Here is a 13,596-nt window from a genome sequence, read left to right on the forward strand (position 1 = left end):
ATGGGTTGCGAACACGGCGGGCAAGCCTGCCGCTAAACAAGGCCGTGAACAGGACTTTTGGAGCGCACATGCTGGGTATCGGAACTCTCGCCAAAAAGGTCTTCGGCACGCCGAATGACCGCAAAATCAAGGCGACACGGCCGCTGATTGCAAAAATCAACGCGCTGGAGCCTGAGTTCGAGGCGCTGAGCGACCAGGGGATAAAGGACAAGACCGAAGACCTGCGCAAGCGGGCTCTTGCTGGTGAAAGCCTTGATGATCTTCTGCCCGAAGCATTCGCCAATGTTCGCGAAGCCGCGCGTCGTGCTTTGGGTCTTCGCGCATTTGACACCCAGTTGATGGGCGGAACGTTCCTTCACCAAGGTAACATTTCCGAGATGAAGACGGGTGAAGGTAAAACCCTTGTGGCGACCTTCCCCGCGTATCTGAACGCACTCACGGGTAAGGGTGTGCATGTTGTTACGGTGAACGAATATCTCGCCAAGCGTGACAGCGAGTGGATGAGCAAGGTGTTCGAGGCACTGGGGATGACCACTGGCGTGATCTACTCCAATCAGCCCGAGGCGGAAAAGATGGCCGCCTATGAGTGTGACGTCACTTACGCCACCAACAACGAGCTGGGCTTTGACTATCTGCGCGATAACATGAAGCCTTCGCTGGATCAGGTTTTCCAAAAGCAGCACAACTTTGCCATCGTGGATGAGGTCGACTCGATCCTGATCGACGAAGCACGCACCCCTTTGATCATCTCCGGTCCCGCCGAAGATCGGTCCGAACTCTATGACACCATCGACAAGCTGATTCCGACGCTTGACGAAGAGCATTATGAGATCGACGAGAAAACCCGTGGTGTGACCTTTACCGAAGAAGGCAATGAGTTCCTTGAGGACTCGCTTCTAAAGGCCGGTTTGCTTGAGGAAGGTGCGAGCCTTTACGACCCGGAAAGCACCACCGTGGTGCACCACGTCAACCAAGCACTGCGTGCGCACAAGCTGTTCCAGCGCGATAAGGACTATATCGTGCGCGACGGCAATGTTGTGCTGATTGACGAGTTTACGGGCCGAATGATGCCGGGGCGCCGCCTGTCGGAAGGCCTGCATCAGGCGATCGAAGCCAAAGAAGGCACAACGATCCAGCCTGAAAACACCACACTGGCCTCGGTCACGTTCCAGAATTACTTCCGTCTTTATAACAAACTCTCGGGCATGACCGGCACGGCCATGACCGAAGCCGAAGAATTTGCCGAGATTTATGGCCTTGGCGTGGTTGAAGTTCCGACCAATCGGCCAATTGCCCGCGTGGACGAGGACGATCAGGTCTACCGCACAGCCAACGAAAAATATGCGGCAATGATTGCAGAAACCAAGGTTGCACATGAAAAGGGTCAGCCGGTTCTGCTGGGGACAACCTCGATTGAGAAATCCGAGCTGCTGAGCCATTTGTTGCAGCAGGAGGGGATCGAACACAACGTCCTCAACGCGCGCCACCACGAGCAAGAAGCCAAGATCGTTGCCGACGCAGGCCGCTTGGGTGCTGTGACCATCGCCACCAATATGGCCGGTCGAGGCACGGATATTCAGCTTGGTGGCAACATCGACCTGAAGGTGATGGAAGCGCTTGAGGCCAACCCGGACGCTGATCCTGCTGCGTTGCGCGCAGAAGAAGAAGCTAAGCACGCCGAGGAAAAACAAAAGGTGCTTGATGCTGGTGGCTTGTATGTGATGGCCTCTGAGCGCCATGAAAGCCGCCGTATCGACAACCAGCTGCGGGGCCGCTCCGGTCGTCAGGGTGATCCGGGCCGCACCAGCTTTTACCTCAGCCTCGAAGACGACCTGATGCGTATCTTTGGGTCTGAGCGTCTGGACAAGCTGCTCTCTGGACTTGGCATGAAAGAAGGCGAGGCGATTATTCACCCGTGGGTGAACAAATCGCTGGAACGCGCACAGGCCAAGGTCGAAGGCCGCAACTTTGACATGCGCAAGAACGTGCTGAAGTTCGACGATGTGATGAATGACCAGCGGAAGGTGGTTTTTGCACAGCGCCGCGAAATCATGGCGTCTGATGACACCCATGAGATTGTCACGGACATGCGCCATGAGGTGATCGACGATCTGATCGACCTCTACATGCCGCCCAAGACATACGCCGACCAGTGGGATACCAAAGGCCTGCAAGAGGATGTGCGCGATAAGCTCAGCATCGACGTTCCTGTGGTCGAGTGGGCCGCAGAAGAAGGGGTCGATGACGAGCAAATCCGCGAGCGTCTCATCGAGGCCTCTGACAAGCTCATGGCCGAAAAGGTGGAAGCGTTTGGTCAGGAAGGTATGAGCAACATCGAAAAGCAGGTGTTGTTGCAATCCATTGACGCCAAATGGCGCGAACACCTTCTGACGCTGGAGCACCTGCGTTCTGTTGTGGGGTTCCGTGGATATGCGCAACGTGACCCGCTCAACGAGTATAAGAACGAGAGCTTCCAGCTGTTTGAATCCATGCTCGATTCACTGCGCGAAACGGTGACGCAGCAGCTGTCCCGTGTGCGCCCGCTCAGCGAAGAAGAGCAGCGCGAGATGATGATGCAAATGGCCGCCCGTCAGGCTGGGATGCAGCAAGCCGCAGCGCCCGCCAGTGCAGACGCCTCAGAAGAACCGCTTGCGGGTTTTGTCGAAGACGACCCCTCAACTTGGGGTAATCCCTCGCGCAATGACAAATGCCCCTGCGGATCTGGGAAAAAGTTTAAACACTGCCACGGTCGGCTGGGCTGATGCGCAATTGGGCGGTCTAACTGCCCAGAACTATTAAAGACTGTGGCAAAGGTCGTGTTTCCTCCCGGCCTTTGCCACAGTCTGGCCGCCTTCCCGAGATACGAATCCTTAACCTTTTGGGGTAAGGAGGGTGTAATGGGTATCCGAGTTACAGGTCTTATTGCTGCGGCCACTGTCGTCTGCGCCTTGGGCACAGGCGTGTATATGCAGCGTACAGCCGACATGCAGGGATCGCCGGCGTCCAACGCGGCGCTCGATCAGCCCGCACCTCTGCCAACAGAGCCTGAAACCGGAATACTTGTGTTTCAGGATGTGGCCTATACGTCCGCACGCACAGACACGCGCACGCCACGACAGCCGTTGCGCGATGTCGATACATCACTGCTGCAATGTGCAAGTGACCTAAAACTCACGCCAATGCCCGATGCCTTGGTGCGCGTCGAAGTCTCCGCTCCCTGCCGGGGTGGCGAGCGATTTACACTTCATCATAGCGGCGTGATGGTGACTCAATCTCTGGATGTTGCGGGTGAGTTCAGCGGTGTGTTGCCTGCGCTGGCAACGCGCGCCGTGGTTATTGCAGATTTTGCGTCGGGTCGAGATTTGGAGGCCGTTGCAGAGGTGAGCGATCTCGACAGTGTCGAGCGTGTCGTCATGCAATGGCAAGGCGACAGCGGGCTTGAGCTGCATGCGCTGGAGTTTGGCGCGACCTATGGGAGCGTTGGACACGTGTGGAAAGGCTCTGAATCGGGGCAAGGCGCAGGGCAGGTTCTGTTTCTAGGCGATCCAGCGCAGGTCGCCGCACGTCTGCTGCAAGTCTATACGCTCCCTAAAAACAGTGGTTATGGCGTCGTCAACATTTCTGTCGAGGCAGAGATCACGAGCGACAACTGTGATCAGGTCGTCGCCGCGCAATTGGTTGAACGCCGTGGTGACAGGTTGCGGACACGCGATCTTGTGCTGAACATCCCGGAATGTTCTGCAACAGGTGACTTTCTGGTGTTGAATAATCTGGTAGAAAGCCTGAAAATCGCCTCCAACTAACTGGGGCGACACCGGGATTTCTCATGAGCTATTATCGTGCGGCGGTTTGCGCCGCACTCTGCTTTTTCAGCGCAAGCGTTCCGGCTTTCGGACAGGATGTAACGCTGTCATCGCCCGATGGTGCCATCGAGGTGAGCGGAGATTTACTGGGTTTTGACGGTGAATTTTACCGTGTCGAAACGCAATTTGGTGAGCTGACCGTGGATGGCTCCGGGGTGCGCTGCGACGGGCCCGGTTGCCCCAGCCTCTCGGATTTCGTCGCCGAGATTACCCTGTCTGGCTCTTCTACCATGGCAGAGGTTTTGCTGCCTGCGCTTATCGAAGGTTTCGCGCTGCGCAACGGGTTCCAGACCGCCAGAGAGCAACTTGACCCGCGCCAGTTCGAATACACCCTGTCGCGCGAGGGCCATGTGGTAGGGCGGTTTACCTTTCACGTCAGCAATACGGACGAAGGGTTTGCCGACGTTTTGGCGAACCAAGCCGATATCGTGATGGCCTTGCGCGAAATTCGCGAGGCGGAGCATCTGCTCGCATCCGAGGCAGGCCTTGGCGATATGTCGCTCTCTAATCGGGGACGGGTACTTGCGCTGGACGCGATGGTTCCGGTTGTGGCGCCTTCCAATCCGGTGCGGCGTATTTCCCTGCCGCAGCTTGCGGATATCTACGCGGGCAAGATCACTAACTGGCAAGAACTGGGTGGCGCGGATGCACCCATTTCCGCGCATTTGCCCGTCGCCGGGGCAGGGCTTGCGCAAGCGGTTGAGGATAAGCTGTTGTCGCCTGCTGGGCTGACGCTTGCCAAGACTATCCGGCGTCATGATCGTGGCAGTACATTGGTGCGTACCGTCGCCACTGATCCTTTTGCTATTGGCATTGCGAGCTTTGCGGAAACGGGCCAGACGCGGATGCTGACTCTTACGGGGACCTGTGGGTTCTCACTTTCGGCGGCCCGCCGCAGCATCAAGACCGAAGATTATCCTTTGACCGCGCCAATGTTTCTCTATCTGCCTGCACACCGTTTGCCGCGTATTGCACGGGATTTTCTAACCTATGTGCGGGGACCTGCCGCGCAAATTGTCATTCGCAGAGCCGGATTCGTGGATCAGGCACCGGAGTATATTCCCATGCGCATGCAGGGAGAGCGCCTCAGCAATGCGATTAAATCTGCAGGTGACGACATCCCCTTGGGGGAGTTGAAGCGAATGATTTCAGGGCTTGATGGTTTGCAGCGATTGACGACGTCGTTTCGGTTTGAGGCCGGCTCGTCCCGCCCTGATGCGCAATCTCGAAACAACATCGATCTGATCGCGCGCGAATTGGAGGCCGGAGTGTATGACGGCAAGCGCATGGTGTTTGTAGGGTTCTCTGATGGGGAAGGCCCAGCAGAAGGCAACCGTGCGATTGCATTGAAACGCGCCGAGTCTGTGCGTCGTGCGGTGGAGCGCGCGGCCGAAACTGCAAATCTCGATCGCATAACGATAGAAACGGCGGCTTATGGCGAAGCGTTGCCCATCGCGTGCGATGACAGTGCTTGGGGCCGTCAGGCCAACCGTCGCGTCGAAGTCTGGGTCAGGTAGAGGTGGCGCGCGCCCTCGTTCTCGGGGCCTATGGGCTGATTGGGTCGGCTTGCGCACGTGCACTTGTGGATGCGGGGTTTGACGTCACTGGCTTGGGACGTTCAAGCCAGGCAGCGCAGCGGTCCAACTTGCCTGTGGATTGGGTTATCCGCGATATTGCGCAGCTAACGATTGCCGAATGGCAGGACCTTTTGGAGGGATGCGACGTCGTAGTGAACGCAGCTGGGGCATTGCAGGATGGTGCGCGGGATCGCCTAGAAGCCATTCACGTCACAGCGTTGAAGGCGCTGACCCGAGCGGCCGAGACAATGCCTCTGCGGGTGGTACAAATCTCAGCCGCTGGCGTAGCGGAGGATGCCTCGACAGAGTTTTTCCGAAGTAAGGCACGTGGCGACGCAGTGATCGCACGTGGACTCTCCGATTGGGTCATTCTGCGCCCGACATTGGTATTGGCGCCCGAGGCCTATGGCGGCACGGCGTTGTTGCGCGCGGCGGCGGCCATACCTTTGGTACAGCCCAAGGTGCTGCCGGATGCGATGATCCAGACAGTCTCGATCGAGGATGTGGCCTCGGCGGTGGTGAAAGCCGCCCGGAAAGAGATCGCACCCGCAACTATTTTGGATTTGACGGAGGAGGGCACACAGAGCCTCGCAACGCTAACTGAGACCATGCGGGACTGGCTCGGGGTATCGCCCCCGATCTTCAGGCCGACCCTACCGGACTGGGCGTTGCGGGCCATGTCATCCTTTGCGGATTTGCTCGGGCAGTTGGGGTGGCGTTCGCCACTGCGTCGCTCTGCCGTTCAGGTGTTGCGCGATGGGGTTCGCGGTGATCCCTCGAACTGGGTGGCCACTGGCGGTTCTCCTTTCATGTCGCTGCAGGAAACCCTGTCGCGCATGCCCGCAACCCGTCAGGATCGCGTGTTCGCGCGGGTATATCTGGCGTTACCCCTCGCGATTGCGACGCTCTCTTTCTTTTGGGTTATATCTGGACTGATCCCCTTTTTCGATCTCCCCGGAACGATTTCCATCCTTACTGACCGCGGTGCCCCTTCCTGGCTAAGCGCCCTCGCGGTGATTGGTGGGGCGGTACTCGACGTGGCATTGGGCATGGCAATCCTTTGGCGGCGATGGGCGGCGCGTGCTGCCATGGGCATGATCGCCCTGTCAGCTGCCTATGTCTTGGGGAGCCTCATAACAGCAGCAGACCTCTGGCTCGACCCGCTTGATCCGATGGTCAAAGTCCTGCCGGGCATGATGCTTGCAGGCTTTGCTGCGCTGGTTTTGGAGGACAGATGATCTACGAGGTTCTGCTGTTCCTGCACGTGCTTGGCGCCACAGTTCTTTTGGGCACCGGAGCAGGTATCGCTTTTTTTATGGTGATGTCACATCAAAGCAAGGATGCACGGCTGATCGCGCATGTCTCCGGTATTGTGGTCATTGCAGATACGGTGTTCACGGCAACGGCGGCGATTGCACAACCTGTTACCGGCTATCTGCTGGCACGAGAGGTTGGCTGGCCCCTGACAGAGGGCTGGGTCGCCGCCTCGCTTGGTCTTTATGCTTTTGTCGGATGCTTCTGGCTGCCGGTGGTCTGGATGCAACTGCGCATGCGCAATCTTGCACGCGCGGCGCGTGACAATTCAGAACCACTTCCGGCAGCCTATTTCAGGCTCTATCGCTGGTGGTTTGCCTTTGGATTTCCGGCATTTGCTGCGGTGCTCGCCATTGTCTGGCTGATGCTGACAAAGCCTGTGTTTTAGGTGTTGTCAGCACAGGGCACACGCAGTTAGGCGCGTCGTTCATCGAGGCGCGCAACGCCCAGTACATCCAGCACTTTGGCTTCGATATGTTCCGCGTTCATCGCGGCATTGTCGTACATATCTTTGGGGCTAGCCTGATCGATAAAGGTATCGGGCAGCACCATGGAGCGGAACTTCAGGCCCTTGTCAAACACGCCTTCATCAGAAAGCAACTGTGCCACATGAGAACCAAAACCACCGACCGCGCCTTCTTCAACCGTGATGAGCGCTTCGTGCTCAGCTGCGAGGTTCAGGATCATGTCGCGGTCTAGCGGTTTGGCAAAGCGCGCGTCGGCAATGGTCGGCGTGATGCCACGGGCCGCGAGTGCCTCTGCGGCTTTGCGCACCTCGCCAAGGCGGGTGCCAAAGGACAAGAGCGCCACGCGTTTACCGTTCTGAATCATCCGACCCTTGCCGATTTCCAATATCTCAGGCTGGTCTGGCATCTCTACGCCTTCGCCTTCGCCACGGGGGTAGCGGAACGCGATGGGGCCGTCGTCATAGGCGGCGGCGGTTGCAACCATGTGCTTTAGCTCGGCTTCGTCTGCCGCGGCCATAACCACCATGCCGGGCAGGTTCGCCATAAACCCAATGTCAAACGACCCTGCATGGGTGGCCCCATCGGCCCCGACCAAACCTGCACGGTCGATCGCAAAACGAACTGGCAGACGCTGGATCGCAACGTCATGCACGACCTGATCGTAGCCGCGCTGCAGGAAGGTCGAATACATCGCACAGAACGGCTTCATCCCGCCCGCCGCCAGCGCGGCGGCAAAGGTCACGCCATGCTGTTCTGCAATGCCCACGTCAAAGGTGCGTGACGGATAGCGCTCCGCCATCAAGTTGAGGCCAGTGCCATCGGGCATCGCAGCGGTAACGGCGCAGATCTTGGAGTCCTGTGAAGCCAGTTCCGCCAGTGTTTTGCCAAAGATCGACGTGTAGGAAGGTGCGTTGGAGGGCGCTTTTTTCTGCTCCCCCGTCACCATGTCGAACTTTGCCGTCGCATGACCTTTGTCGCGCGCCACTTCCGCCGGGCGGTAGCCTTTGCCCTTTTTGGTAACCGCGTGAATCAGGATCGGCCCGTTTGCGCGCGCTTTGACGGTGCGTAGAACCGGCAGAAGTTGGTCCATATCGTGACCATCAATGGGACCGATGTAGGAAAAGCCCAGCGATTCGAACAAAGTGCCGCCCATGGCCATGCCCTTCAGCATGTCCTTGGCGCGTTTGGCGCCCTCGCGGAAAGGTTCCGGCAACAAAGAGACCGCGCCCTTGGCTGCGGCTTTGAGGTCGTGAAACGGTGCCCCGGTATAAAGGCGGCTGAGATATGAGGAGAGCGCACCAACCGGCGGCGCAATCGACATTTCGTTGTCGTTGAGGATCACGATCAACCGCTTGCCAAGGTGGCCCGCGTTGTTCATCGCCTCAAACGCCATACCCGCGCTCATGGCGCCATCGCCGATCACCGCAATCGCGTCGCCAAGGCCTTCTTCGGTGACGCCACCCAGATCACGGGCGACGGAAAACCCGAGCGCGGCAGAGATTGACGTGGAACTATGCGCCGCACCAAAGGGATCAAAGGCACTCTCGGAGCGTTTGGTAAAGCCCGAAAGACCGTCCTTCATCCGCAGGGTGCGGATACGGTCACGACGTCCGGTCAGGATCTTGTGCGGATAGCACTGATGCGAGACGTCCCAGATCACCTTGTCCTTGGGCGTATCAAAAACCGCATGAAGCGCCACCGTCAGTTCCACAACGCCAAGGCCAGCCCCCAGATGTCCACCGGTGACGGAGACGGCAGAGATAGTCTCTTGCCGCAACTCATGCGCGACTTGCTCCAACTGCGCGTCAGAGAGACGTTTCAGATCCGCAGGCGATGCGATCTGATCAAGGAGCGGGGTCTGTGGCCGGTCGGTCATGTGGGTCGTGGCTCCTTCGGGGCGCGATTTAGCTGTCGCGCGAGATAACGAAGCGGGCGGCGTCCTTCAAGGTATCGCCTGCCGCGCCATATGGGACAAGGGCAGCACAAGCCTGATCGGCTAGTTCCTGCGCGCGGCGTTTTGCGCCCTCCAGCCCAAGGAGCGACACAAAGGTGGCTTTGCCCGCGTCTTCGTCCTTGCGCACGGCTTTGCCTACGGTTGCAGCATCGCCCTCTATATCCAAGATGTCGTCGGCGATCTGAAAAGCCAGTCCCAATGCTTGGGCATAGTGACGCAGCGGTGCGGGGTCCGCACCTGCCAGCCGCGCACCGGCACAGGCGGACCATTCGATCAGGCAGCCGGTCTTGCGCGCCTGAAGCGTGGTAATTTGTTCAAGTGTCAGCGGTGCCTCAGCCGTTTCTGCGGCGATGTCCAGCATCTGGCCGGAGACCATGCCGTCCTTGCCCGCAGCCTCTGCCATCGTGCGAATGAGGCTTATCGCATGGGGACCGACTTCCTCACGGGCGAGGAGTTCGAACGCCAGTGTTTGCAGGCTATCGCCTGCCAGAACAGCGGTAGCTTCGTCCCATTTGCGGTGCAAGGTGGGCTGGCCTCTACGCAAATCATCATCATCCATACAGGGCAGGTCATCATGCACCAGCGAGTACGCGTGGATGCATTCAATCGCCAGCGCCGCCTCAAGTGCGGCCGTCTCGGGGACATGATGCAGCCGTGCGCTTTCGAGAACGAGGAAGCCACGCAGCATTTTGCCGCCACGCAAGGCGTAAAGCATCGCTTGATGCAGCAGATCTGTCTGCGGCAAGCGGTGTTCCATATGGATAGAGATCTTCGCCTGCGCTTGCGAGAGCGCAGCGGTAAACCCTGCCGTCATCTGATCTTATCCCGCGTCGAGCGGTTGAGTGCCGGATGGCTGACCATTTGCGTCAAGCGTGATCGCGGCGACCTTTTCCTCGGCGCGCTTTAGTTCGTCCTCGCACCGCTTTTTGAGTGCAGCACCACGTTCGTAGAGCGCAATGGAGGCATCCAGAGCCACGTCACCGCGCTCCAGCTGATCGACGACGCGTTCCAACTCCTGCATCGCAGTTTCAAAGCTCATCTCTTCGACGGGGGTCTCGGTTGTCATGTCGCGGCCTTTATCAATTCTTCCACATGCGCCTTGGCGGCGTCGGCTAGCGCGTTCAGATCATATCCGCCTTCCAAAGTCGAGACGATACGACCCTGGCACAGCTCTTGAGCAAGCGCGCAAAGTTCTGCGGTGAGCCACCGAAAATCGTCTGTTTTCCAGTTAAGCTGCGCCAGCGGATCGTCCTTATGCGCATCAAATCCAGCCGACAGAATGATAAGTTCTGGTTTGAACGCTCTCAGACGAGGAAAGACCTGCTCAGTGTAAGCGTTTCTCATTGTTGCGCCGGTGCTTTCGGGCGGGAGTGGTAGGTTCATAACATTGCCGTAAGCACCGTCTTCTTCCGCATGCCCACTACCGGGCCAAAGCGGCATTTGTTGTGAACTGATGACCAATGCCCGCCGCTCATCCCAGAGCAGGTCTTGTGTGCCGTTGCCGTGGTGTACGTCGAAATCCACCACTGCGACACGGCGTAGGTTGTGGTGGTCAAGCGCGTGTTTTGCCGCCAGCGCTGCGTTGCCCAACAGGCAAAACCCCATTGGTGTATCCGTTTCTGCGTGATGACCGGGCGGTCGCGTCGCGCAAAAGGCGTTACGGACCTCGCCTGCCAGAACCATATCCACGGCGCGCACTGCAGCGCCCGCCGCCCGGAAAGCAGCATCAAGTGACCCGGGCGACATCCATGTGTCCGCGTCGAGCTCTTTGCGGCCCTCGCTAGGCAAGGTGCGGCGAAGGTCTGCAAGGTAACTTGCAGGATGGATGCGCAATACATCGTCTTCGGCCGCCATCGGCGCTGTCACGCGCTTTAGGTTGAGCCCCTCTATCGCATGAAGCACATGTTCCAGACGTGCCGCCTGTTCAGGATGGCCGTGCGGCGTCACATGGGTGAGACAGTCCGCGTGGGTTATGAATGCGGTGGCCATGACATCTCTCCTTTGTTGGAAGGGACGATCTCCCGCCACTGGGCGCATTTCAAGGGGGATGCCGTTAAAGTGCTGTCAGACTGCATAAGGCAAGATCAAGACAGCTTAGGTCCCGATCTGCCTCAGTCCGGTGCCAGCATATAACCTGCACCGCGCACGGTTTGCAGGTATTGTGGCTGCTTTGGGTTCGGCTCGATCTTGCGCCGCAGCCGGGTGATTTGAACATCGACCGCACGCTCCTGTGCTTGGCCGCGGTCACGCCCCAGATCCTCAACCAGCTTGGCGCGGCTTACCGCTTCACCGGGTTGCGAGGAGAAGATTTTCATCAATTGAACTTCGGTTGAGGTGAGCCGGATCAGATCCTCGCCCTGCCACATCTCGCCACGGTCAATATCATACCGGATAGCACCCAATTGCAAGAATTTCGGGGTGATATCTTCGGGCTGGCTCTCGGGCATGCGCCTCAGTATTGCATTGATACGGAGCAGGAGTTCTTTGGGCTCAAAGGGTTTTGGCAAATAATCGTCCGCGCCAGCCTCAAGCCCTTTAATCCGATCATCGGTCTCGCCACGTGCGGTCAGCAACAGGATCGGTGTCGTCATCGTTTCGCGCAGCGCAGTGGTGAGGGATAGCCCATCCTCACCCGGCATCATCACATCCAACACGATCAGATCAAAATCCAACCCGGAAAGCACCCGCCTCGCATGTGCCGCATCGCGCGCGGCAGTCACTAGAAATCCGGCCCGGATCAGGAACTTTTTCAAAAGATCGCGGATGCGTTCGTCATCATCGACGATCAGAAGATGCGGATCATTATGGTTCATTGTGACCTCTCCCGCAGATCGGCGTAGGCGCGACGCATGTCCGCATCCATCATGGCTTCGAGTACTTTTTTAAACCCTTGAACGGCCTCTGGACCCGCTTGTTTGTAAGCGGCCCGCATGCGCACGCGCTGGGCGTCGGAGAGACGTTGCTCCAGATCCACTCCGCGTTCTGTCAGATAAAGATTGCGTTCCCGTTTATCGAGCGTTCCAACCCGGCTGTCGACCAGTCCATCCTCAACCAACGCACGAAGCACGCGGTTCAGGGATTGTTTGGTGACCCCGAGGATGCTGAGGAGATTGTTGACCGTTGTACCCGGAGAGCGGTTGATAAAATGCAGTGCCCGGTGATGCGCCCGCCCGTAGGCCAGATCGGCGAGGATACGGTCAGGGTCAGCAGTAAAGCCCTGATAGGCAAAGAACATCGCCTCGATCCCTTGGCGCAACTGCTCATCTGTCAGAAACAGGAGGCTCTCACCGCCAAACCCTGCTCCGGAACGCCCGTCAGACATTATCGCCTCTCCTTTGTTTTGCGGGCCAGTTTATGTCAGCATTATTGACATTCCAAGACCCGAGATGTACCGAGTGACGAGTTTGGCGCAATTATGTGAATGAAATAACGTTATGTTGCGCAATAACCGAAAATAATACGGCGCTGAAAAGGAATGCGGAATGGCTGGATATGATGACCGCGACGGTCTGATCTGGATGGATGGCGAATTGGTGAACTGGCGCGATGCCAAGGTCCACATCCTGACGCATGCAATGCACTATGCTTCCTCTGTGTTTGAAGGTGAGCGCGCCTACAATGGCAAGATCTTCAAAAGCCGCGCGCATTCCGAACGCCTGATTGCGTCAGCAGAGGCGCTGGATATGCCGATGCCTTACTCGGTGGATGATATCGAGAAAGCCAAGGAAGAGACCTTGAAAGCATCGGGTCTTCAGGATGCCTATGTGCGCGCTGTCGTCTGGCGTGGTTCGGGCGAGGATATGGGTGTTGCGTCAGCGAAAAACCCGGTCCGGATGGCGGTCGCTGTCTGGGGGTGGGGGGCCTATTACGGCGATGCCAAAATGCAGGGCGCAAAGCTCGATATCGCGGAATTCAAACGTCCCTCTCCAGAAACGATCCCGGTGCATGCCAAGGCGGCGGGTCTTTATATGATCTGCACGATCTCCAAGCACAAAGCAGAAGCCAAAGGCTGCTCTGACGCGTTGTTTATGGACTATCGCGGCTATGTCGCCGAGGCGACCGGGGCGAATATCTTCTTCGTAAAAGATGGCGAGGTACATACGCCGAAACCGGATTGCTTCCTCAACGGTATCACCCGACAAACTGTGATCCAGATGCTCAAGGACAAGGGCATCACCGTACATGAGCGCCATATCATGCCCGAAGAAATGGATGGATTTGAACAGTGCTGGCTGACCGGCACTGCCGCCGAAGTGACACCTGTGGGTGAAATCGGCTCCTATAAATTTGAGGTTGGCCAGATGACCCGTGAAATTGCCGAGGAATATGAGGCGCTGGTCCGTAGCTGACACTATTCTGGCTACTAAAATGCAAAAGCGCGGGACATACGCCCCGCGCTTTTTCTGTATGAGCACCTTCGG

The 13,596-nt window shown here is 57.9% G+C and carries 12 protein-coding genes; 6 read left to right on the forward strand and 6 right to left on the reverse strand.

Annotation, left to right across the window (positions count from 1 at the left end; translation table 11 throughout):
* Window positions 1–68: 68 nt before the first annotated feature.
* The 5 genes from secA (at window position 69) to QNI81_RS14175 (ending at window position 7,142) form a co-directional block, all read left to right on the forward strand.
* A complete protein-coding gene (gene secA, locus QNI81_RS14155; RefSeq protein ID WP_283966919.1) occupies window positions 69–2,762 on the forward strand; it encodes a preprotein translocase subunit SecA in 2,694 nt (897 codons plus the stop codon).
* A 135-nt stretch (window positions 2,763–2,897) separates the two neighbouring features.
* Window positions 2,898–3,803: a hypothetical protein gene (locus tag QNI81_RS14160; RefSeq protein WP_283966920.1), complete on the forward strand. Its 906-nt coding sequence runs from the start codon at window positions 2,898–2,900 to the stop codon at window positions 3,801–3,803.
* Window positions 3,804–3,826: 23 nt separating this feature from the next.
* Window positions 3,827–5,380, forward strand: a complete 1,554-nt coding sequence (locus QNI81_RS14165; RefSeq protein WP_283966921.1) for a phosphate ABC transporter substrate-binding/OmpA family protein — start codon at window positions 3,827–3,829, stop codon at window positions 5,378–5,380.
* Between the two features lie 2 nt (window positions 5,381–5,382).
* Window positions 5,383–6,678, forward strand: a complete 1,296-nt coding sequence (locus QNI81_RS14170) for an SDR family oxidoreductase (protein ID WP_283966922.1) — start codon at window positions 5,383–5,385, stop codon at window positions 6,676–6,678.
* A complete protein-coding gene (locus QNI81_RS14175) occupies window positions 6,675–7,142 on the forward strand; it encodes a DUF2269 family protein (RefSeq protein ID WP_283966923.1) in 468 nt (155 codons plus the stop codon). The genes QNI81_RS14170 and QNI81_RS14175 overlap by 4 nt, the downstream gene beginning before the upstream one ends.
* Before the next feature lie 26 nt (window positions 7,143–7,168).
* Here QNI81_RS14175 and dxs read toward each other — a convergent pair whose 3' ends face one another.
* The 6 genes from dxs to QNI81_RS14205 form a co-directional block, all read right to left on the reverse strand.
* Complete coding sequence (gene dxs, locus QNI81_RS14180) at window positions 7,169–9,097, reverse strand: 1-deoxy-D-xylulose-5-phosphate synthase (RefSeq protein WP_283966924.1); 1,929 nt, start codon at window positions 9,095–9,097, stop codon at window positions 7,169–7,171.
* Window positions 9,098–9,125: 28 nt separating this feature from the next.
* Window positions 9,126–9,989, reverse strand: a complete 864-nt coding sequence (locus tag QNI81_RS14185; protein WP_283966925.1) for a polyprenyl synthetase family protein — start codon at window positions 9,987–9,989, stop codon at window positions 9,126–9,128.
* Between the two features lie 6 nt (window positions 9,990–9,995).
* Entirely contained in the window at window positions 9,996–10,241 is a 246-nt protein-coding gene (locus tag QNI81_RS14190; protein WP_009178003.1) for an exodeoxyribonuclease VII small subunit, read from the reverse strand.
* Entirely contained in the window at window positions 10,238–11,164 is a 927-nt protein-coding gene (locus tag QNI81_RS14195; protein ID WP_283966926.1) for a histone deacetylase family protein, read from the reverse strand. The genes QNI81_RS14190 and QNI81_RS14195 overlap by 4 nt, the downstream gene beginning before the upstream one ends.
* A gap of 122 nt (window positions 11,165–11,286) precedes the next feature.
* Complete coding sequence (locus tag QNI81_RS14200; RefSeq protein WP_126136007.1) at window positions 11,287–11,988, reverse strand: response regulator; 702 nt, start codon at window positions 11,986–11,988, stop codon at window positions 11,287–11,289.
* Window positions 11,985–12,497: a MarR family winged helix-turn-helix transcriptional regulator gene (locus tag QNI81_RS14205; protein ID WP_005607826.1), complete on the reverse strand. Its 513-nt coding sequence runs from the start codon at window positions 12,495–12,497 to the stop codon at window positions 11,985–11,987. The genes QNI81_RS14200 and QNI81_RS14205 overlap by 4 nt, the downstream gene beginning before the upstream one ends.
* A gap of 160 nt (window positions 12,498–12,657) precedes the next feature.
* Here QNI81_RS14205 and QNI81_RS14210 point away from each other — a divergent pair, with 160 nt between their 5' ends.
* On the forward strand, window positions 12,658–13,524 hold the full coding sequence (locus tag QNI81_RS14210) for a branched-chain amino acid aminotransferase (RefSeq protein ID WP_168576546.1): 867 nt from the start codon (window positions 12,658–12,660) through the stop codon (window positions 13,522–13,524).
* Window positions 13,525–13,596 lie beyond the last annotated feature (72 nt).

The organism is Tritonibacter sp. AK171 (assembly GCF_030127025.1).
Lineage (GTDB): Bacteria > Pseudomonadota > Alphaproteobacteria > Rhodobacterales > Rhodobacteraceae > Epibacterium > Epibacterium mobile.